Below are 19,432 nucleotides of genomic sequence, written 5' to 3'. Positions count from 1 at the left end.
GCACTCCTACCTCCACGGAGGCGAGTGCAGCCCTGCGGGTCGTCCGCGTTTCAGGGGCGGTGACCCGGGCCGATAGGCTTGGTGGGTGACTCCCGAGCAGCTCTCAGCAGTGATCGTCGGCGCGCTCTCCTCGCTCAGCGGGGCGGGCACGATCGTGCTGCCCGATGGCGTACCGAGCGAAGTCCTCGTGGAGCGCCCCAAGGTGCGCGAGCACGGCGACTACGCGACCAACATCGCGCTCCGTCTGGCCAAGAACGCCGGCATGAACCCGCGTGAGTTCGCCCAGCTGCTCGCCGACGAGCTCGCCAGCGCTGACGGCATCGCCAGCGCCGAGATCGCCGGTCCCGGATTTCTCAACATCCGCGTCGCCGCAGGTGCCCAGGGCGCCCTCGCGCCGCAGATCGTCGCGGCCGGTGCGTCCTACGGCACGAGCGACCTCTACGCAGGTCAGAGAGTCAACCTGGAGTTCGTCAGCGCCAACCCGACCGGCCCGATCCACATCGGCGGTGTCCGGTGGGCCGCGGTCGGCGACTCGCTCGGCCGCATCCTGACCGCGATCGGTGCCCACGTCACGCGGGAGTACTACTTCAACGACCACGGCGTGCAGATCGACCGGTTCGCCAGGTCGCTGCTGGCTGACGCACGGGGTGAAGAGGCGCCGGAGGACGGGTACGGCGGGCAGTACATCGCAGACATCGCCAACACCGTGCTCGCCAGCCACCCCGGTGCGGCGGCGCTGCCCGACGCCGAGGCACTCGAGACGTTCCGCGCCGAGGGCGTCGAGCTGATGTTCACCGAGATCAAGAAGAGCCTGCACCAGTTCGGCGTCGACTTCGACGTCTACTTCCACGAGAACGACCTGCACGAGTCCGGTGCCGTCGATCGTGCGATCACGCGGCTGCGGGAGCTCGGGATGATGTACGAGCAGGACGACGCGACGTGGTTGCGCACGTCCGACTTCGGCGATGACAAGGACCGCGTCGTCATCAAGTCCGACGGCCAGCCGGCCTACATCTCCGGCGACCTCGCCTACTACCTCAACAAGCGTGAGCGCGGCTTCGACCGTTGCATCATCATGCTCGGCGCCGACCACCACGGCTACGTATCGCGGATGCTCGCGATGTGCGCCGCGTTCGGTGACACCCCCAAGGTCAACCTCGAGCTCCTGATCGGCCAGCTGGTCAACCTCGTACGCGACGGCGAGCCACTGCGGATGAGCAAGCGCGCCGGCACCGTGATCACGATGGAGGACCTCGTCGAGTCGATCGGCGTCGACGCGGCCCGCTACGCGCTGGCGCGCTACTCGATGGACTCCACGATCGACCTCGACCTCGATCTGTGGGCCAAGCAGGACAGCGACAACCCGGTCTATTACGTGCAGTACGCCCACGCGCGGCTGTCGGCAATGCTGCGAGACGCACCGAAACTTGGGGTGGAGATCGACGAGTCTTCGTTCGATCCTGCGCTGTTGGCGACCGAGCATGAAGGTGCGCTGCTGCGATCGTTGGCTGGCTACCCGAAGATCGTGACGCAGGCGGCTGAGCTTCGCGAGCCGCACCGCGTCGCGCGCTATCTCGAAGACACCGCGGCGGCGTTCCATCAGTTCTACAACGACGGACGAGGGCGTCAGGGTGTGCAGTTCCGCGTTCTTCCCGAAGCTGACGAGGCACCCAACGCATCGCATGCGGCCAGGTTGATGCTGGTCGCTGCGACGCGTCAGGTCATCGCCAACGGCCTCGGGCTGCTCGGCGTCTCGGCCCCGGAGCGCATGTGATGCGAAGCCACGAGGCAGGTGCCCTGCACGGTCAGTCCGGCGATCGCGGACCGGCCTGGTTGCGTACGCCCGAGGACCCCAACGAGCTCGTCGCGCACCTGTGGGCGTCCAACGTCTCCAAGGTCGACGGCGTACTGACGGTCGCGGGCGAGTCGGCGACCGAGCTGGCCGCCGAGTTCGGCACGCCGGTCTACATCGTCGACGAGGACGACTTCCGCCGTCGTGCGCGCAGCTTCAAGGAGGCGTTCCCCGACGCCGACGTGTTCTACGCCGGCAAGGCGTTCCTCTGCGTCGCCGCTGCTCGGTGGATCGCCGAGGAGGGTCTCAACCTCGATGTCTGCACGGGTGGTGAGCTCGCCGTGGCGATCAAGGCTGAGTTCCCGCCCGAGCGCATCGGCCTGCACGGCAACAACAAGTCGGTCGCCGAGCTGCGCCGTGCACTCGAGGTCGGTGTCGGCCGGATCATCATCGACTCGGTCGAGGAGATCGAGCGGCTCGCCCAGCTGACTGCCGAGCTCGGGGTCACCGCGCCTGTCATGGTGCGTGTGACGGCCGGAGTCGAGGCGCACACGCACGAATACATCTCGACCTCGCACGAGGACCAGAAGTTCGGCTTCTCGATCTCCGGAGGCGACGCGCTCGATGCCGTACGCCGGGTGATCGCCGATCCCGGTCTCGAGCTGCTCGGACTGCACTCCCACATCGGCTCGCAGATCTTCGTCACGGACGGCTTCGAGGTCGCTGCCCGCCGCGTCCTGCGCCTGCACGCGCAGATCCAGAAGGAGCTCGGCGTGGTCCTGCCCGAGTTCGACCTCGGCGGCGGTTTCGGCATCGCCTATACGACCCAGGACGATCCCTCGACGCCGGAGGACCTCGCTCGCGGCATGCTCAAGATCGTCGACGACGAGTGCGCGGCGATGGGCATCGAGGTGCCGCAGCTGTCGATCGAGCCGGGCCGCGCCATCGCCGGGCCCTCGACGTTCACCCTGTACGAGGTGGGCACGACCAAGACCGTGGCGCTCGATGGTGGTGCATCACGCCGGTACGTCTCCGTCGACGGTGGCATGAGTGACAACATCCGCCCTGCGCTCTACAGCGCCGACTACTCCTGCACGCTGGCATCGCGTGGCTCCGACGCGCCCGCCGTGCTCAGCCGCGTCGTCGGCAAGCACTGTGAGTCTGGCGACATCGTGGTCAAGGACGAGTTCCTGCCCGGTGACGTCAAGGCCGGCGACTTGCTCGCCGTGCCCGGGACGGGTGCCTACTGCCGCTCGCTCGCGAGCAACTACAACCATGTGCCACGCGCCGCCGTTGTCGCCGTACGCGATGGCGAAGCCCGGGTGATCGTGCGACGCGAGACCGAGGACGACCTGCTCGCCCTCGACCTCGGCTGAGGCGGGTTGACGTCAGGTGTGCGGCAGTCGTCGTGGACCCGGTCCGCTGGAGCTGAGGCCGTCCTCGGCGTTGTAGAGCGAGCAGCTCTTGAGTGACAGGCAGCCGCAGCCGATGCAGCCGTCGAGCTGGTCGCGCAGTCCTTGAAGCTGCTGGATGCGCGCATCGAGCTCGGGACGCCAGCGGGCCGACAGGCGGGCCCAGTCGGCCTTGGTCGGGGTCCGACCCTCCGGCAGGGTCGAGAGTGCCTCCTCGATCTGTGCCAACGAGATGCCGAGGCTCTGCGAGACCCGGATGAAGGCGACGCGGCGCAGCACGTCGCGGTGGTAGCGGCGTTGGTTGCCCGCCGTGCGACGGCTCGTGATCAAGCCTTGGCGCTCGTAGAAGTGGAGCGCCGAGACCGCGACCCCCGCCCGCTCGGCCGTCTCACCGGGGGTGAGCTCCCGGTGGCGCATCTCGGTGTTGCTCATACCTCAACGATACTTGAGGTCATCCGATCAGCCGGAGCACCGCCGTGAGGGCGGCCGCGACGAGGACCGCCGTGAGGATGCCGGCACGGGCGAACACCATCAGCAACCCTCCGACGGCAACGCCCACGAAGTCGGCGCCGACGTGCAGCTCGTCGCCGTCGGCGAGGACACTCGTGACCACCAGGGCTGCCAGGAGCGCGGGAGCCATCAGCATGATGACACCGCTGATGCGTGGCGGGAGCTCGCGTCCGCCCATGACGACCGGGCCGAACGCCTTGATCACCGCCGTCACGATCGTGGCGCCCACGATGGTCCACCAGATCGTGCTCGTCATGCTGCCTGCTTCGGCCGGCGCAGGCCCCAGAGCGCGACCAGGCTCGCGGCCAGCACGGGTACTCCGGCGGGTACGAGCTCGACCAGGGCCAGTGCGAGCACCGATCCGGCCAGCGCCACTCCGGCTGCGCGCCGGCTCTTGATCTCGGCGATGAGGAGGGCGAGGAAGAACATCGGGTACATCGCGTCCAGACCGAACCGCGACGTGTCGCCCAGCAGGTCGCCGCCGAACGCGCCGAGTGTCGTGCCGGCCACCCAGCAGACGTACTGCGGTGCGGTCGAGCCGAACAGGAACCAGCGATCGAACGTGCCGTCGCCTCGGTTCGCCATGGCCCACGACGCGTCGACGACGGTCTGACCCTGCGCGGCGCGAAGCGGAGCCGAGCCAGGCAGGGAAGGGCCGAGCGCGATGCCCATGGGCAGGAAGCGTGAATTCATCAAGGCGGCCGCAGCGATCGCGGCGCCCGCAGTGCCGCCACCGACCAGGATCGCGACCGCCGTGAACTGGGCCGAGCCGGCGAAAACGATCGCCGACATGACGATCGCCGCGACGATCGGGAACCCCGCGTCACGGGCGACGACGCCGAACGATGCCGACAGCAGCAGGCCGACGGCGGCGTACGGGATGGCAGCTCGCGCGCCGGCCATGAATGCGGCGCGGGGATCTTCGCCATCGGGGAGGGGAGCGCTTGCCACGGACCCAGCGTGCCACTCGGCACACCGAGCCCTGCGCGCCGGGCTTGACCTCAACTGCGCTTGAGGTTGTCAAGTGGTCTCACCACGACGGAGGAGAACCATGCACGCGATCAGACAGTACGAGCTCGGCGGACCCGAGGTGCTCCGCTACGAAGAGGTCAAGGACCTCGAGCCAGGTGAGGGACAGGTCCGCATCGCTGTGGACGCGATCGGCGTGCACTTCATCGACACGTCACTGCGCGCCGGATTCACCAGTGCGGTGCACAAGCCGCTCGAGCTCCCGATGACTCCTGGCCGCGAGGTGGCCGGCCGCATCGACTTCGTCGGCAAGGGTGTCGACGAGTCATGGCTGGGTGAACGCGTTGTGGCCCACCTCGGCATGGCGAGCGGCGGATATGCCGAGCAGGCACTCGCCGCGGTCGGCAGCCTCCACGAGATCCCGCAGGGCATGTCGTACGCCACCGCCGTGGCCTCGATCGGCACCGGACGTACGACTGCGGGCATCCTCGACCAGGCGCCGATCCGTGCGGACGACATCGTGCTGATCACGTCGGCCGCCGGTGGGATCGGCGTCCTGCTGATTCAGGCCGTGAACGAGGCAGGTGCGACCTCGGTCGCCCTCGCCGGAGGCGCCGACAAGGTCGCCATCGCCCGTGAACAGGGCGCTGCCATGGCGGTCGACTACCGCATCGACGGTTGGGACGAGATCGTTCGGCGCAAGCTGGGTGGCAACCTGGCGACCCTGGTGTTCGACGGCGTGGGTGGGGCTCCCGCCGATGCCGCGTTCGGCTTGCTCGCGCCCGGCGGCCGGATGATGCAGTACGGGTGGCACGGCGAGGAGCCCACCACGTACGACGACCCCGACCGGACCGTCAGCATGATGCTCGGTCCGCAGATGATGGCCCGCCCCGGAGGCATCCGGTCCCTCGAGGAGGAGGCGCTGGCCAAGGCGGGCGACGGATCGCGGGTGCCGCTCGTCGGCTCGCAGTACGCGCTGTCGGACGCCGCGGCAGCCCACCTCGACCTGGTCGAGCGCCGGACTCACGGCAAGGTCGTGCTCGTACCGGACGCCCGGCTGTGACGGTCGACGCCCAGCCGCGCGAACGCCTCTGGCTGGGACCGTACGGACGCGTCGTCGCCGGTATCTTCTCGCTGGCCTTCCTCGTCGCGTTCGAGGCCATGGCGGTGGCGACGATCATGCCAGCTGTCGCCGACGACCTCGACGGACTGGGCCTCTACGCACTCGCGTTCGCGGCGACGTCCGCCATCGGCGTCATCTCGATGACGATCGCCGGTCCGATGATGGACCGTCAGGGTCCCGGCGGTGCGCTGCGCGCCGGCGTCGCGATCTTCGCGGCCGGCCTGGTGATCGCGGGTCTCGCGCCGACCATGGAGCTCTTCCTCGTCGGCCGCTGCGTCCAGGGACTCGGCTCCGGGTTCATCGGTGTCGGTCTGTACGTCGTGATCGGCAAGGTCTTCCCGGACCACCTGCGGGCACGCGTGTGGACCGTGATGACCGGCGCCTGGGTCCTCCCGGCCCTGGTCGGTCCCGTCATCGCCGGGTTCATCGCCGACCTGGTCGGCTGGCGGTGGGTGTTCCTCGGCGTCCCGTTGATCGCGATCGCCTCGGTAGGCCTGATCTGGCAGGCGCTGAGCCGGCTCGACGGCGATCCGGACGTGACGAGCGACCGTCGCCGGGTTGGATGGGCGGCGTTCACGGCGGCCGGCATCCTGGGTGTCAGCGTCGCGGGACAGCGCGGCGTGACGTGGTGGCCCGTGCTGCTCGTGGCAGCCATCGCGGTGACGTTCGTGTACGGACCGCGGCTGCTGCCCCGTGGCACCTGGCTCGGCCGGCGGGGGTTGCCGAGCATCATCGCGACGCGGAGCCTGCTGAGTGCCGGATTCTTCGGTGCCGAGACCTACGTGCCGCTGTCCCTCGTGCAGCATCGTGGCCTCAGCGTGTCGCAGGCCGGGCTGCTGCTCACCAGTGCCGCGGTGAGCTGGTCCCTCGGATCGATCATCGCCGCCAACCTGAAGGCCCTCGAGTCCAAGCTGCTCCGCGTACGGCTGGGGGCGTTCTGCGTGCTGGTCGGCACCACCGCAGGCGCCCTGACGCTCATCGACACCGTCCCGGTCGTGGCGATCGTCGTGATCTGGAGCGTGGGGGGACTTGGTATGGGCATGGCGGCATCGACGCTTGGCGTGCTGCTTCTCGACCACTCGCCGGCGGGGGAGCAGGGTGTCAACTCCGCGGCGATGCAGACCAGCGACGCCGTGGTCCAGTCCTTGGTGCTCGCGATCGGCAGCGTGGTGTTCGCGATCATGCTCACCAGTCACGCCATGACGGGTTACGTGCTGGTGTTCGTGCTGGCCGCCGTCACCGCGGCGACTGCCGTGGTGGTGTCGACCCGTCTCGAGGCGCGCTGATCAGGCGACGCAGACCGTGACCTGGTACTTCGTGCCCTTGGTGGAGCGGGACACGATCGGCACGCCGTCGACCGAGATCGTGCACTTCGCGTAGGTCGCGTTCTGCTGGTACTTCACACCGACCTGCACGAGGGTGCGGGACCCGCGGACGGTGTTGGTGATGGAGATCTTGCGGCTGGCGTAGCGGTAGCCCTCATCGCCTTTGTAGAAGCGGAAGCCGAAGTACATGCTGCCGTCCGACTGCAGGGTGATCGTGACCTTGTGGGGGGTGTTGTCGTCCCCGGCGATGCCGAAACGTCGCACACCCGCCAGGGGATCCTCGTCGCCGACGGTGCCGGTCAGCGGGATCGGGGTGGTCGCCGGTGTCGACGGCGTGATGGTGGTCTCGGGTTCGAGATCGGTCTCGTACGGGATGAACGCCTGTCCGTCGGGTGTGCCCGCGGCTGGGTCGGAGCCGCTGTCCATGAGGGTCTTGAGCCCGAACGCGCCCATCACGACGACTCCGACCGCGATCGTCGCCAGACCGATCTTGTCGAGCTTTCGTCGGGTGGACCGGCGCATGGTTTCCTCTTCCGCGGAGCGTGCCGACGTGGTGCGTCGACCTCAGCGGTTCAACGAGCCCCCAATGTCAGGGGTTATGCGATTTGAGACACGTTCAGATTCCACACACCGCAACCGAGGCCTGGTTGGTCGTCTTGCCGGTGGACTTCTCGATCCCGTCGACCGTGATGGTGCAGGTCGCGTTGGTTGCACCGTCGAGGAGCTGGACGCCGACCTGTGCCAGTCCGGCCGAGCCGGGCACGTTGTCGGTGACCGAGAACGACTTGGTCGCGTCCTTGAGTCCTTCCTTGCCGCCGGTGAACTTGTAGCCGATCCGGATGGCGCCGTCGGACTTCACCGAGATCTTGACCTCGTGCTTGCCACTGCCCAGTGCGGTGGAGGTCGGCTGCGTGGGGATGACTGGCTCGGCCGTGTCGGTCGGCAGGACCTCGGACTCGATGGGGCCCAGCGTCTCGCTGGCCTTGGGAGCGTCCGGTCGCGTGTCGAGCAGCAGCTTCAGTGCGAACGCGCCGACCACGATGGCTCCGACCACCATCGCCACAAGGCCGATGTTGTTCAGCTTTCGTTGGGTCGACCGACGCATCGTTGGGAGCCTCCTCGTGGGTGTGGGACGACGCTATCCAACGGCCCTTGACGGTTCCAACACGGCCTCGGTCGTGTGTCGGGTGTCCATCTATCCGGGGAGTGCCGCGGCTGGCGGCGCGCGCCGATACCCTTGACCGGTGAGCGCCTCGTCGTGGTCTTCCGGTCGCCCGCTTCGCGTTGCCCTGCTGGGGTGCGGAGTCGTGGGCACCGAGGTCGCGCGCCTGCTGACCCGTGACGCCGAGGAGCTGGCGCAACGCGTCGGGGCACCGCTCGAGCTGGTCGGCATCGCCGTACGCCGGCTCGGCCGTGAGCGCGACCTCGACATCTCACCTGACCTGTTCACCACCGACGCCGCCGGACTCGTCAGCCGGGGCGACCTCGACGTCGTGATCGAGGTGATCGGCGGCATCGAGCCCGCCCGTGAGCTGATGCTCTCAGCGCTGGAGAACGGTGCGTCCGTCGTCACCGCCAACAAGGCACTGCTCGCCGAGGACGGCGCGACGCTCTTCGAGGCGGCCGAGAAGGCCGAGCGCGACCTCTACTTCGAGGCTGCTGTCGCCGGCGCGATCCCGATCGTGCGTCCGCTGCGTGAGTCGCTCGCGGGCGACTCGGTCCAGCGGGTTCTCGGCATCGTCAACGGCACCACCAACTTCATCCTGGACGCGATGACCACCAACGGCACCGGGTTCTCCGAGGCGCTCGACGATGCGCAGCGCCTCGGTTATGCCGAGGCAGACCCGACCGCTGACATCGAGGGATTCGACGCCGCGGCCAAGGCGGCGATCCTGTCGGGTCTCGCGTTCCACACGCGCATGACGCTGGGCGACGTGCACCGCGAGGGCATCACCGAGGTCAGCGCCGCCGACATCCGCTCGGCCAACGAGATGGGCTGTGTCGTCAAGCTGCTGGCAATCTGCGAGAAGCGAGACACTCCTGACGGTGCCGCGGTGTCAGCCCGCGTACACCCCGCGATGATCCCGCTCTCGCACCCGCTGGCGAGCGTCCGCGGTGCCTACAACGCGGTGTTCGTCGAGAGCGAGTCAGCCGGGCAGCTCATGTTCTACGGCCCCGGAGCGGGCGGTGCCCCCACGGCGAGCGCCGTGCTCGGCGATGTCGTGTCGGTGGCCCGCAACCGCCGCAATGACGTCTTCGGCCCGGGGGAGTCGACCCACGCCCAGCTCGAGGTGCTCGACATCGGACGCGCGCGCACCCGCTATCACGTGGCGATCGACGTCGATGACCGTGCGGGCGTACTCGCGACGGTGGCGCACGCGTTCGCCGAGTTCGACGTGTCGATCCGTACCGTGCGCCAGGAGGGCTCGGGCCTTGACGCACAGCTCGTCATCGTGACCCACGAGGCCGACGATGCAGCCCTGTCCGCGACGGTCGCGGCACTGCGCAAGCTCGACATGGTGCGTGACGTCTCGTCCGTCATGCGCGTCGAGGGAGGGTTCTGATGGCACACCTGTGGCGTGGCGTGATCGAGGAATACCGTGACTGGCTGCCCGTCACGGCCGAGACCCCGGTCATCACCTTGGGCGAGGGCGGCACGCCGCTCGTGCACTCGGCCTGGTTGTCCGGCCTGGTGCACGGTGACGTATGGCTCAAGGTCGAGGGCGACAACCCCACCGGTTCGTTCAAGGACCGCGGCATGACACTCGCGCTCTCGGTCGCGGTCGGCGAGGGCGCCAAGGCCGTCGTGTGTGCGTCGACGGGCAACACCTCGGCATCCATGGCTGCCTATGCCGCTCGTGCGGGCATCACCCCGATCGTGCTCGTGCCGCACGGCAAGATCGCCGCCGGCAAGATGGCGCAGGCCGTCATTCACGGCGCCGAGATCATCCAGGTCAAGGGCGGGTTCGACGAGTGCCTCCAGCTGTCGCGCGGCCTCGCCGAGCGCTATCCCGTCGCGCTGGTCAACTCGGTCAACCCCGTACGCCTGCAGGGACAGAAGACCGCGTCGTTCGAGATCGTCGATGCGCTCGGTGCCACTCCCGACGTCCACGTACTGCCGGTGGGCAACGCCGGCAACATCTCGGCCTACTGGCTGGGCTATCGCGAGTACGTCGACGCGGGCATCGCGTCCAAGACCCCCTTGATGTGGGGATTCCAGGCCCAGGGCGCCGACCCCATCGTCCAGGGCGCGCCGATCCCGCACCCCGAGACCGTGGCCACCGCGATTCGCATCGGCAATCCCGCCTCGTGGCATCTCGCCGTCGCCGCCCGTGACGACTCCGGTGGTCGCATCGAGTCGGTCACCGACGAGCAGATCCTGCAGGCACAGCGCGATCTCGCGTCTCATGACGGCGTGTTCGTCGAGCCGGCATCCGCGGCGGGTGTGGCCGGGCTCGTCGCAGCCGCGTCGGCCGGGCAGGTCGAGGCGGGTCAGAAGATCGTCGTCACCGTCACGGGTCACGGACTCAAGGATGTCGACACCGCGCTGTCGGGCATCGGGTCGATCGTCGACGCCGTCATCGAGGCCGACGTCGACGCAGCGGCCGCAGCCGCCGGGCTGTCGTGATGCTGCCGGGCGGCGGGCAGTGAGCTTCGTCGCCGGACCGGTCACCGTACGGACCCCGGCCTCCAGCGCCAACCTCGGCCCGGGCTTCGATGCGCTGGGCCTGGCACTCACGTTGTACGACGAGGTCACCGCCGAGGTGACGCCGTCGGGACTCGAGATCTCGGTGAGCGGGGAAGGCGCTGACGGCGTTCCGCTCGATGAATCGCACCTGGTCGTACGCGCCATGAATGCGACGTTCGACGCATTGGGCACGCGACCCTCCGGGCTCCGGCTGGCGTGCGCCAACGAGATCCCGCACGGCCGCGGACTCGGCTCATCAGCGGCAGCGATCGTGGCCGGTGTCGTCCTCGCCCGTGCCCTGACAGAAGGTGGCGAGGTCGACGAGCTCCAGCTCGCCGCTGAGCTCGAGGGTCACCCCGACAACGTCGCAGCAGCGATGTTCGGAGGTCTGACGATCGCGTGGCTCGAGGGCGCGTCGGCGCGAGTCGCGCGGATCGACGCAGACGTCGAGGTCACGGCCTTCATCCCTTCCGACGCGGTGTCCACCGAGAAGGCTCGCGGACTGCTGCCCGAGTCGGTTCCGCATGCGGATGCCGCGGCCAACGCCGGTCGCGCGGCACTGCTCGTACGGGCGTTCAGCGGTGCTCCCGAGCTGCTGCTCGCCGCAACGGAGGACCGGCTCCACCAGTCCTACCGGTCGAGCGCGATGCCAGCGTCGTACGCCCTGATGTCGAGCCTTCGCGAGGACGGGATCGCGGCCACGATCTCCGGTGCCGGCCCCACGGTTCTGGCGTTCTCACGGGGTCTCGCCGACCGCCTTCCGGACGGCTGGACCATGCGCGAGCTGGGCGTCGACGCCGAAGGTGCACACATCGCTGTGACTTGAACCATGGGGGAATGCAGGAGCCGGCCCTGGTGTTACAGTGGAAGAGCCGGAGTCGAGTTCTACTCCCCGGCAAGCCATTAAAGAAGCCCGTCGGATACGGGCAAGCCTTTTATGTGATCTGCCAGCCCTCCACGGTGCTGGCAGCAGATTCGGCCGATGGCCTCATTCAAAGGAACCTACGTGACAGAAACATCCACGACACCTGACACCCTGACCCCGGCTGCTGACGCAGTGACGGAGGCGGCCCCCAAGAAGTCCGGGGGAGGACTTGGTGGCAAGGTGCTCGCCGAGCTGCAGGAGATCGCCGGCGGCCTCGGTATCGACGGCGCCGCGCAGATGCGCAAGGGCGCCCTCATCGACGCCATCAAGACGGCTCGCGGCGACAACGGCCCGGCCAAGACGGAAAAGAACGACAAGGCCGGCGAGCCCCAGGCCGACAAGGCCAGCAAGGTCGACGAGCCCCAGGCTGACAAGGCCAGCAAGGTCGACAAGGTCGACGAGCCCCAGGCTGACAAGGCCAGCAAGGTCGACGAGCCCCGGGACGCCGAGTCCAAGGCCGACAAGAACGACGAGTCGGGCGAAGGCGACAACCCGGGTCGCAACCGCAACCAGAACGCTGCGAACGCGCAGGGCGGCGGCAACCAGCAGAACCGCAACCGCAACCAGAACGCCGGGAACGCGCAGGGCGGCGGCAACCAGCAGAACCGCAACCAGAACAACCAGAACCGCAACCAGCCCGATGACGACGATGACGAGTTCGGCGGAGGTCGTCGTCGCAACCGTCGCGGTCGCAACCGCAACGGTGGACGCGGTGGCATGGAAGCCGAGCCGACGTTCACCGAGGACGACATCCTCGTACCGGCCGCCGGAATCCTCGACATCCTCGACAACTACGCGTTCGTCCGTACGACGGGCTACCTGCCCAGCGAGAACGACGTCTACGTGTCGCTGACGATGGTCCGCAAGTGGGGACTCCGTCGCGGTGACGCCGTCATCGGCCAGGTGCGCCAGCCCCGCGAGGGCGAGCGCAAGGAGAAGTTCAACCCGATGGTCAAGATCGACTCGGTCAACGGGATGACGATCGACGACAGCAACAAGCGCGTCGAGTTCTCCAAGCTGACCCCGCTCTACCCGTCGGAGCGCCTGCGCCTCGAGGGCGAGGCTGGCGGCATCACGGGTCGCGTCGTGGACCTGGTCGCCCCGATCGGCAAGGGCCAGCGTGGCCTCATCGTGTCGCCGCCCAAGGCCGGCAAGACGATGATCATGCAGCAGGTGGCCAATGCGATCACCGAGAACAACCCCGAGGTCCACCTGATGATCGTCCTCGTCGACGAGCGTCCGGAGGAGGTCACCGACTTCCAGCGCACCGTCAAGGGTGAGGTCATCGCCTCGACGTTCGACCGACCGGCCACTGACCACACGATGGTCGCCGAGCTCGCGATCGAGCGTGCCAAGCGTCTCGTCGAGCTTGGTCATGACGTCGTGCTCCTGCTTGACGGCATCACGCGTCTTGGTCGCGCCTACAACCTCGCTGCCCCGACGAGCGGACGCATCATGTCGGGTGGCGTCGACTCGTCGGCGCTCTACCCGCCCAAGAAGTTCTTCGGTGCTGCTCGCAACATCGAGGACGGCGGATCGCTGACGATCCTCGCCACCGCGCTGGTCGAGACCGGGTCGCGTATGGACGAGGTCATCTTCGAGGAGTTCAAGGGCACCGGCAACTGGGAGCTCCGCCTGCGTCGTGACTTCGCGGACAAGCGCATCTTCCCGGCCGTCGACGTCGACGCGTCGAGCACGCGCCGCGAGGAGCTGCTCATGGGCAAGGACGAGCTCGCTGTCGTCTGGAAGCTGCGTCGGGTGCTGTCGGGCCTCGAGGGCCAGCAGGGCCTCGAGCTGATCCTCGACAAGCTCAAGAAGACCGACAGCAACGTCGAGTTCCTCATGCAGATCAACAAGACGATGCCCGAGGCAAGCACTCACGGCAGTTGAGTCACTCACACAGCCCGGCATCCCCACGGGGTGCCGGGCTGTGTGCTGCAAGGATTGACCTAATTCAACAAGTGTTGATATTTTCCCGGCATGAGCAAGGCGGCATGGGGAACCGTGGTCTTCTTCTTCGCGGCACCGGGCGTGGTCGGCGGACTCCTTCCCTGGTGGATTGCCGGTGACCGTGACCCGGGCCCGCTGGCGATGGTCATCGCGGGATGCGCGCTCGTCGTTCTTGGAGTGTGGGGCGTCATCGCCGCTTTCGCCCAGTTCGTACGTGAAGGTCGAGGCACGCCGGCACCCATCGCACCGACGGAGGAGCTGGTCGTCGGAGGCCTCTATCGGTTCGTCCGCAACCCGATGTATCTCTTCGTCGGCGCGATCATCGGCGGTCAGGCCGTGATCTTCACCAGCTGGGCCGTGGCCGGCTATCTGGTCGCGTTCTTCGCCTTGGTGTTCTCGTTCGTCACGTTCTACGAGCAGCCGACGCTACGGGAGACCTACGGGGCGTCGTACGACGACTACCTCGCCGCAGTTCCGGGCTGGTGGCCGCGGCTCACTCCGTGGGACGGATCCACATCGGCGAGCACTGGTTGAAGGGCGCAACTACGCTTGGTTCATGACCTCTTTGCATGACTTCTCCGCGACCGCGATCGACGGCACCGAGCAGCAGCTCGCCGACTACAAGGGCAAGGTGGTGCTCGTCGTCAACACCGCGACGCACTGCGGATTCACCCCACAGTTCAAGGGCCTCGAGTCGGTCTACAAGGAGTACGTCGACAGGGGACTCGTGGTGCTCGGCTTCCCGAGCGACCAGTTCGGCCATCAGAACCCCGAGGACGACGCCGACACCGCGACGTTCTGCGAGAAAAACTATGGCGTGACGTTCCCGCTGTTTTCCGTGATCGACGTCAACGGCGACGACGCCCACCCGCTCTACAAGTGGCTGAAGGAAGAGAAGGGTGGCCTCGGCCCGAGCAAGATCAAGTGGAACTTCACCAAGTTCCTGGTCGACACCGAGGGCAACGTCGTCAAGCGCTACGGCTCCACGACGACCCCCGAGAAGATCAAGGGCGACATCGAGAAGCTCCTGCCTGCCTGACCGGCGGGAATGCTCGGGCACCGATTCGCGTTACACCTACGCCAACTGGCACAATTGACCCTTGGTTCTGGTTCACGGACCGCATTCAGCGAGACGACCCAGCGCCGCGAGAGGACATCATGAAGCAAGGCATTCACCCTGACTACGTCGAGACCCAGGTCACCTGTACCTGCGGCAACTCGTTCACGACCAAGAGCACTGCGCCCGAGGGCGTCCTGCGCGCCGACGTCTGCTCGGCCTGCCACCCGTTCTACACCGGCAAGCAGAAGATCCTCGACACCGGCGGACGCGTGGCCCGCTTCGAGAAGCGCTACGCCAAGAAGTAGCAACGTTCCAGCGCCGACCCCAGCCATCTGGCTAGGGTCGGCGCTGTCGTTGTCCCCGCCGATCGGAAGGAGTGCGTGATGTTCGAAGCAGTCGAGACGCTCGTCGCCGAGCATGCTGAGCTCGAGCGCAAGATGTCTGATCCTGCCGTGCACTCCGACCAGGGTCTGGCCAAGAAGCTCGGCCAGCGGTACGCCGAGGTCAGCGCGATCGTCAAGACCTACCGCGACTACCAGCAGGCCACCGACGACCTCGAGGCAGCGCGCGAGCTGGCGGCCGAGGACCCGACGTTCGCGGCCGAGGCCGATGCGCTCGAACCCCGCATCACCGAGCTCAGCGAACGCCTCCAGCGCCTCCTCGTACCCCGCGATCCTGCGGACTCCAAGGACGTCCTCATGGAGATCAAGGGCGGCGAAGGCGGCGAGGAGTCGGCGCTGTTCGCCGGCGACCTGCAGCGCATGTACGCGCGCTTCGCCGAGCAGCGCGGCTGGAAGACCGAGATCCTCGACTCCACCGAGTCGGCGCTGGGCGGCTACAAGTCCGTGACGATGGCGGTCAAGGCGACGGGCAACCCCGAGCCCGGCATGGCGCCCTATGCGCAGCTGAAGTTCGAGGGTGGCGTGCACCGCGTTCAACGCGTCCCCGTGACGGAGTCGCAGGGCCGCATCCACACCTCGGCCGCCGGCGTCCTCGTGATGCCCGAGGCCGAGGACATCGACGTCGAGATCCACGACAGCGACCTGCGCATCGACGTCTACCGCTCGTCCGGCCCCGGCGGCCAGAGCGTCAACACGACCGACTCGGCCGTACGCATCACACACCTGCCGACCGGCATCGTCGCGAGCTGCCAGAACGAGAAGAGCCAGCTGCAGAACCGTGAGCAGGCCATGCGCATCCTGCGGGCTCGCCTGCTCGAGGCTGCCCAGGCCGCGGCTGACGCCGAGGCGTCGGATGCCCGCAAGTCGCAGATCCGTACGGTCGACCGCTCCGAGCGCATCCGCACCTACAACTTCCCCGAGAACCGTCTCTCCGACCACCGCACCGGCTTCAAGGCCTACAACCTCGACCAGGTCATGGACGGCGCCCTCGACGACGTCATCACCTCGCTCGTCGAGGCGGACCTCGCGGCACGCCTCGAAGCCGTCGGCGAGTGACCGTACGCACGCAGGCCGAACGACTGCTCGTCGAGGCGACCGAGATCCTCGAGGCCGCCGGCGTCGAGTCGGCACGGCATGACGCCGAGTCGTTGCTGAGCCATGTCACAGGTGTGCCCCGCATGTCGCTGGTCACGATGGCCAGGCCTGACGGGATTCAGAAGGACGCGTTCCTCAAGCTCGTCGATGCCCGCGCCACCCGTATCCCGCTGCAGCACCTGACCGGCTCTGCCGCGTTCCGCTACGTCGACCTCGAGGTCGGTCCGGGCGTCTTCGTGCCCCGTCCGGAGACCGAGCTCCTGGCGGGATGGGCGATCGACCGGGCCAAGGTGCTGACTGATCCCGTCGTCGTCGAGCTGTGCGCCGGCTCCGGCGCGATCTCGCTGTCGATCGTGCACGAGGTCCCGGCGGCGCGGGTGCACGCCGTCGAGATCGACGAGCCGGCATACGAGTGGGCGCAGCGCAACCTCGTCGAGACGGGGGTCGACCTGCGGCTCGGCGACATGGCCGATGCGTTCCACGACCTCGACGGCACGGTGGACATCGTCGTCGCCAACCCGCCGTACATCCCGCTCGATGCGTGGGAGAGCGTCGCGCCCGAGGTTCGCGACCACGATCCGTCGCTCGCCTTGTGGTCGGGCGACGACGGGCTCGACGCCATGCGGGTGCTCGAGCAGACGGCGTGGCGACTCCTCAAGCCCGGAGGAGTCGTCGGCGCCGAGCATGCCGACGCCCAGGGGGAGTCGGCGCCGGAGGTGTTCACGGGCCGCTGGACCAGCGTGCGTGACAACCTCGATCTGGCGCGCCGACCTCGCTACGTGACGGCAACCAAACCTCTCGCATAGCGCCGGATAGTCTGGGGCTCTTATGGGCGGCGACCTTGCACTCTTCGGCGCCGCGTTCGCCGTCGGCATCGGATCGGCACTGCTGCCGATCTTCGTCAATGCCGAGCTGTTCGTCGGCAGCCTCGGCGCCACCGTCGACAGCCGACTGACTCTGGTCCTCGCGATCCTGGCGCTCGTCATCGCCACCGTGATCGGCAAGGCGTTCGTCTTCCAGCTTGCCCGTGCGGGCAGCCGCAAGATCCGGTCGACTGTGGAGCGCAAACCGCCGCGCAACAAGCTGTTCGCCCAGGTCCGACGGCTGAGCGACTGGCTGCTGACCCTGCTCGACCGTCCGTACGCGGGCGCCCTCACGGCGTTCGTCTCGTCGCTGACCGGCATCCCGCCGCTGGCCATCGTGACGATCATCGCGGGGGCGTCGAAACAGCCCCAGTGGCTGTTCCTCACGATGGTGTTCGTCGGGCGGCTGATCCAGTTCCTCGCGATCGCCTTCCTCCTCCACGGCATCAGCTGGTTCTGACCATCGACGCTCTGACGTCGTGGGCGCGAACCCACCGTTCCAACCGGTTGATGGTCCGGCGGCACCTATGCTTGGCCGCGTGAAGTTCGACTGCAGCGTGCCCGAGGAGTTCGACGAGGGGCTCAAGGCCGCCAAGACGGCACTCGACTCAGGCACCCTCGTCGTGCTGCCGACCGACACGGTCTACGGGCTTGCCGCCGATGCGTTCTCGCCGCACGCCGTGCAGAGCCTGCTCGACGCCAAGGGCCGAAGCCGCCGCATGCCGCCTCCCGTGCTCGTGGGCGCGCCGACGACGCTCGACGCACTGGCGAGCGAAGTGCCGTCGTGGTTGCGCTCCGCCGTCGACGCGCTGTGGCCCGGGCCGCTCACGGTGATCCTCAAGCAGCAGTCATCGCTGACCTGGGACCTCGGCGAGACCCACAACACGGTGGCCGTACGCATGCCCGACGACGAGCGCGCGCTGGCGCTGCTCGGGCAGACCGGCCCGCTGGCCGTCAGCAGCGCCAACATCACCAGCCAGCCACCCGCGCAGACGATCGAGGAGGCCGAGGAGATGCTCGGCACCAAGGTCGCGGTCTATCTCGACGGCGGCCCCTCGAAGTCCGGAGTGCCGTCCACGATCCTCGACGCCACCGGCTCGACCCCGCGAATCCTGCGGGCCGGGGGAGTGACCCTCGAGACGCTCCACGCCTACAACAACACGATCGAGCCGCCGGACGAGGTCAGCTGACCTGTGCGCGAATATCTCGTGGTCTTCGGCATCTCCCTCGGTGTCACCTACCTCCTCGCGTCGATCGCCCGGATGCTCGCCGTACGTTTCGGCGCCGTCGCCCGGGTCCGCGATCGTGACGTGCACGCGATCCCGACGCCGTACTTCGGCGGCCCCGCGATGTTCGGCGGGCTGCTGGCCGCGTTCCTCGTCTCGATGCACCTGCCGTTCCTCTCCCTGGCCGACTCGACGGTGTTCGGCCCGGTACGCGGCGTGCTGCTCGGTGGCGCCGTCATCTGCCTGGTCGGCATCATCGACGACCTGTTCGAGCTCGATGCGCTGAGCAAGTTCGCGGGGCAGGTGCTCGCCGCGATCATCGTGGTGACGCAGGGCGTGCAGTTCTTCTACCTCCCGCTGTACGGCAACTACCTGGGCCTCGACCAGGTCCAGGCGATGATCTTCACGGTGCTGCTGATCGTCGGCACCGCCAACGCGGTCAACTTCGTGGACGGACTGGACGGACTCGCCGCCGGCATCGTCGCGATCGGTGCCGTGGCGTTCTTTGCGTACGCGTTCGTGCTCGCGGTCGAGAACGGTGAGACCCGCGCGATCGCGGCGGCGCTGCTCACGGCCGCGCTGGCGGGAGCCTGCATCGGGATCCTCCCGCACAACTTCTTCCCGGCACGGATGTTCATCGGCGACTCCGGCTCGATGCTGATCGGCTTCGTCCTGGCCTGCTCGTCGATCAGCCTGACGGGCCAGTTCCCGGCGACCAGCCTCTCCGAGGGTGTCGCCGGCGCCGAGGCCAGCTTCCTGCCGGCCCTGCTGCCGCTGCTGCTGCCGTTCACGATCCTGCTGGTGCCGTTCGTCGACCTCGCGCTCGCCGTCGTCCGGCGTACGAGGGCGGGCCGCTCGCCGTTCAGCCCCGACAAGATGCACATCCATCACCGACTCCTCGAGATCGGCCACTCGCACCGCCGCGCGGTGCTGCTGATGTATGCGGGAGCGGGCCTGGTGGCGTTCGGCAGCGTCGTGATCAGCCTGTTCAGCGGCTGGCAGTCGATCGCCGGCTTCAGCTTCCTGGCCGTGCTCACCGCGGCCGCCGTTTTCCTGCTGCCCAAGCTGGACGAGAAGCTCTGGTCCTAGGTGT

The 19,432-nt window shown here is 68.0% G+C and carries 21 protein-coding genes; 16 read left to right on the top strand and 5 right to left on the bottom strand.

What is annotated here, in order from left to right; all coding sequences use genetic code 11:
- Window positions 1-85 precede the first annotated feature (85 nt).
- Both argS and lysA read left to right on the top strand, forming a co-directional pair.
- A complete protein-coding gene (gene argS / locus ABD683_RS01770; protein ID WP_344766772.1) occupies window positions 86-1,774 on the top strand; it encodes an arginine--tRNA ligase in 1,689 nt (562 codons plus the stop codon).
- Complete coding sequence (lysA, locus tag ABD683_RS01765; RefSeq protein WP_425548474.1) at window positions 1,771-3,168, top strand: diaminopimelate decarboxylase; 1,398 nt, start codon at window positions 1,771-1,773, stop codon at window positions 3,166-3,168. Before argS ends, lysA begins: the two co-directional genes overlap by 4 nt.
- A gap of 12 nt (window positions 3,169-3,180) precedes the next feature.
- Here the strand turns inward: lysA and soxR are convergent, their stop codons facing one another.
- From soxR to ABD683_RS01750, 3 genes are read right to left on the bottom strand one after another with little or no spacing between them, the layout of a single operon-like run.
- Window positions 3,181-3,636: a redox-sensitive transcriptional activator SoxR gene (gene soxR / locus ABD683_RS01760; RefSeq protein WP_344766768.1), complete on the bottom strand. Its 456-nt coding sequence runs from the start codon at window positions 3,634-3,636 to the stop codon at window positions 3,181-3,183.
- Between the two features lie 19 nt (window positions 3,637-3,655).
- Entirely contained in the window at window positions 3,656-3,970 is a 315-nt protein-coding gene (locus ABD683_RS01755) for an AzlD domain-containing protein (protein ID WP_344766766.1), read from the bottom strand.
- On the bottom strand, window positions 3,967-4,665 hold the full coding sequence (locus ABD683_RS01750) for an AzlC family ABC transporter permease (RefSeq protein WP_344766764.1): 699 nt from the start codon (window positions 4,663-4,665) through the stop codon (window positions 3,967-3,969). Before ABD683_RS01750 ends, ABD683_RS01755 begins: the two co-directional genes overlap by 4 nt.
- A 100-nt stretch (window positions 4,666-4,765) precedes the next feature.
- On the opposite strand from ABD683_RS01750, the gene ABD683_RS01745 reads away from it, so the two are divergent.
- Both ABD683_RS01745 and ABD683_RS01740 read left to right on the top strand, forming a co-directional pair.
- Complete coding sequence (locus ABD683_RS01745; protein WP_344766762.1) at window positions 4,766-5,746, top strand: zinc-binding dehydrogenase; 981 nt, start codon at window positions 4,766-4,768, stop codon at window positions 5,744-5,746.
- Window positions 5,743-7,092, top strand: coding sequence for an MFS transporter (locus ABD683_RS01740; protein WP_344766760.1), 1,350 nt, complete (start codon window positions 5,743-5,745; stop codon window positions 7,090-7,092). Before ABD683_RS01745 ends, ABD683_RS01740 begins: the two co-directional genes overlap by 4 nt.
- Here the strand turns inward: ABD683_RS01740 and ABD683_RS01735 are convergent, their stop codons facing one another.
- Together ABD683_RS01735 and ABD683_RS01730 are read right to left on the bottom strand one after the other, a co-directional pair.
- On the bottom strand, window positions 7,093-7,653 hold the full coding sequence (locus tag ABD683_RS01735) for a hypothetical protein (RefSeq protein WP_344766759.1): 561 nt from the start codon (window positions 7,651-7,653) through the stop codon (window positions 7,093-7,095).
- Window positions 7,654-7,747: 94 nt separating this feature from the next.
- Window positions 7,748-8,236 carry a hypothetical protein gene (locus ABD683_RS01730; protein ID WP_344766758.1) on the bottom strand — a complete coding sequence of 163 codons (489 nt, stop codon included), beginning with the start codon at window positions 8,234-8,236 and terminating at the stop codon, window positions 7,748-7,750.
- Between the two features lie 139 nt (window positions 8,237-8,375).
- On the opposite strand from ABD683_RS01730, the gene ABD683_RS01725 reads away from it, so the two are divergent.
- The 12 genes from ABD683_RS01725 (at window position 8,376) to ABD683_RS01670 (ending at window position 19,428) form a co-directional block, all read left to right on the top strand.
- Window positions 8,376-9,695 carry a homoserine dehydrogenase gene (locus ABD683_RS01725; protein WP_344766757.1) on the top strand — a complete coding sequence of 440 codons (1,320 nt, stop codon included), beginning with the start codon at window positions 8,376-8,378 and terminating at the stop codon, window positions 9,693-9,695.
- Window positions 9,695-10,759, top strand: a complete 1,065-nt coding sequence (thrC, locus tag ABD683_RS01720) for a threonine synthase (RefSeq protein WP_344766756.1) — start codon at window positions 9,695-9,697, stop codon at window positions 10,757-10,759. Before ABD683_RS01725 ends, thrC begins: the two co-directional genes overlap by 1 nt.
- Before the next feature lie 19 nt (window positions 10,760-10,778).
- Window positions 10,779-11,645 carry a homoserine kinase gene (thrB, locus tag ABD683_RS01715; RefSeq protein ID WP_344766754.1) on the top strand — a complete coding sequence of 289 codons (867 nt, stop codon included), beginning with the start codon at window positions 10,779-10,781 and terminating at the stop codon, window positions 11,643-11,645.
- A gap of 180 nt (window positions 11,646-11,825) precedes the next feature.
- Window positions 11,826-13,634, top strand: coding sequence for a transcription termination factor Rho (gene rho / locus ABD683_RS01710; RefSeq protein WP_425548473.1), 1,809 nt, complete (start codon window positions 11,826-11,828; stop codon window positions 13,632-13,634).
- A gap of 90 nt (window positions 13,635-13,724) precedes the next feature.
- Window positions 13,725-14,228 carry a methyltransferase family protein gene (locus ABD683_RS01705; protein WP_344766752.1) on the top strand — a complete coding sequence of 168 codons (504 nt, stop codon included), beginning with the start codon at window positions 13,725-13,727 and terminating at the stop codon, window positions 14,226-14,228.
- Window positions 14,229-14,250: 22 nt separating this feature from the next.
- On the top strand, window positions 14,251-14,733 hold the full coding sequence (locus ABD683_RS01700; RefSeq protein WP_344766750.1) for a glutathione peroxidase: 483 nt from the start codon (window positions 14,251-14,253) through the stop codon (window positions 14,731-14,733).
- Window positions 14,734-14,852: 119 nt separating this feature from the next.
- Window positions 14,853-15,059 (top strand): 50S ribosomal protein L31, encoded by a 207-nt coding sequence (rpmE, locus tag ABD683_RS01695; protein ID WP_309968218.1) that lies wholly within the window; start codon window positions 14,853-14,855, stop codon window positions 15,057-15,059.
- Between the two features lie 78 nt (window positions 15,060-15,137).
- Window positions 15,138-16,211, top strand: a complete 1,074-nt coding sequence (gene prfA / locus ABD683_RS01690) for a peptide chain release factor 1 (RefSeq protein ID WP_344766746.1) — start codon at window positions 15,138-15,140, stop codon at window positions 16,209-16,211.
- Window positions 16,208-17,056 carry a peptide chain release factor N(5)-glutamine methyltransferase gene (prmC, locus tag ABD683_RS01685; RefSeq protein ID WP_344766743.1) on the top strand — a complete coding sequence of 283 codons (849 nt, stop codon included), beginning with the start codon at window positions 16,208-16,210 and terminating at the stop codon, window positions 17,054-17,056. The genes prfA and prmC overlap by 4 nt, the downstream gene beginning before the upstream one ends.
- 22 nt (window positions 17,057-17,078) lie before the next feature.
- Complete coding sequence (locus ABD683_RS01680; protein ID WP_344766742.1) at window positions 17,079-17,573, top strand: VTT domain-containing protein; 495 nt, start codon at window positions 17,079-17,081, stop codon at window positions 17,571-17,573.
- 79 nt (window positions 17,574-17,652) lie between these two features.
- Window positions 17,653-18,303, top strand: a complete 651-nt coding sequence (locus tag ABD683_RS01675) for an L-threonylcarbamoyladenylate synthase (protein WP_344766741.1) — start codon at window positions 17,653-17,655, stop codon at window positions 18,301-18,303.
- A 3-nt stretch (window positions 18,304-18,306) separates the two neighbouring features.
- On the top strand, window positions 18,307-19,428 hold the full coding sequence (locus ABD683_RS01670) for a glycosyltransferase family 4 protein (RefSeq protein ID WP_344766739.1): 1,122 nt from the start codon (window positions 18,307-18,309) through the stop codon (window positions 19,426-19,428).
- Window positions 19,429-19,432: the final 4 nt, after the last annotated feature.

This window comes from Aeromicrobium panaciterrae (assembly GCF_039537165.1).
Taxonomy (GTDB): Bacteria; Actinomycetota; Actinomycetes; order Propionibacteriales; family Nocardioidaceae; genus Aeromicrobium; species Aeromicrobium panaciterrae.
The sequence above is the reverse complement of the archived record's forward strand: the minus strand, read 5'-3'. Positions and strand labels throughout refer to the sequence as shown.

What these genes read in the sequence shown, in the direction of transcription:
- ABD683_RS01755 (WP_344766766.1), bottom strand. Translation starts at nt 3,970, where the DNA reads ATGACGAGCACGATCTGGTGGACCATCGTGGGCGCCACGATCGTGACG.
- rpmE (WP_309968218.1), top strand. Translation starts at nt 14,853, where the DNA reads ATGAAGCAAGGCATTCACCCTGACTACGTCGAGACCCAGGTCACCTGT.
- ABD683_RS01700 (WP_344766750.1), top strand. Translation starts at nt 14,251, where the DNA reads ATGACCTCTTTGCATGACTTCTCCGCGACCGCGATCGACGGCACCGAG.
- prfA (WP_344766746.1), top strand. Translation starts at nt 15,138, where the DNA reads ATGTTCGAAGCAGTCGAGACGCTCGTCGCCGAGCATGCTGAGCTCGAG.
- ABD683_RS01730 (WP_344766758.1), bottom strand. Translation starts at nt 8,236, where the DNA reads ATGCGTCGGTCGACCCAACGAAAGCTGAACAACATCGGCCTTGTGGCG.
- ABD683_RS01680 (WP_344766742.1), top strand. Translation starts at nt 17,079, where the DNA reads ATGGGCGGCGACCTTGCACTCTTCGGCGCCGCGTTCGCCGTCGGCATC.
- ABD683_RS01735 (WP_344766759.1), bottom strand. Translation starts at nt 7,653, where the DNA reads ATGCGCCGGTCCACCCGACGAAAGCTCGACAAGATCGGTCTGGCGACG.
- ABD683_RS01745 (WP_344766762.1), top strand. Translation starts at nt 4,766, where the DNA reads ATGCACGCGATCAGACAGTACGAGCTCGGCGGACCCGAGGTGCTCCGC.
- soxR (WP_344766768.1), bottom strand. Translation starts at nt 3,636, where the DNA reads ATGAGCAACACCGAGATGCGCCACCGGGAGCTCACCCCCGGTGAGACG.
- ABD683_RS01705 (WP_344766752.1), top strand. Translation starts at nt 13,725, where the DNA reads ATGAGCAAGGCGGCATGGGGAACCGTGGTCTTCTTCTTCGCGGCACCG.
- thrC (WP_344766756.1), top strand. Translation starts at nt 9,695, where the DNA reads ATGGCACACCTGTGGCGTGGCGTGATCGAGGAATACCGTGACTGGCTG.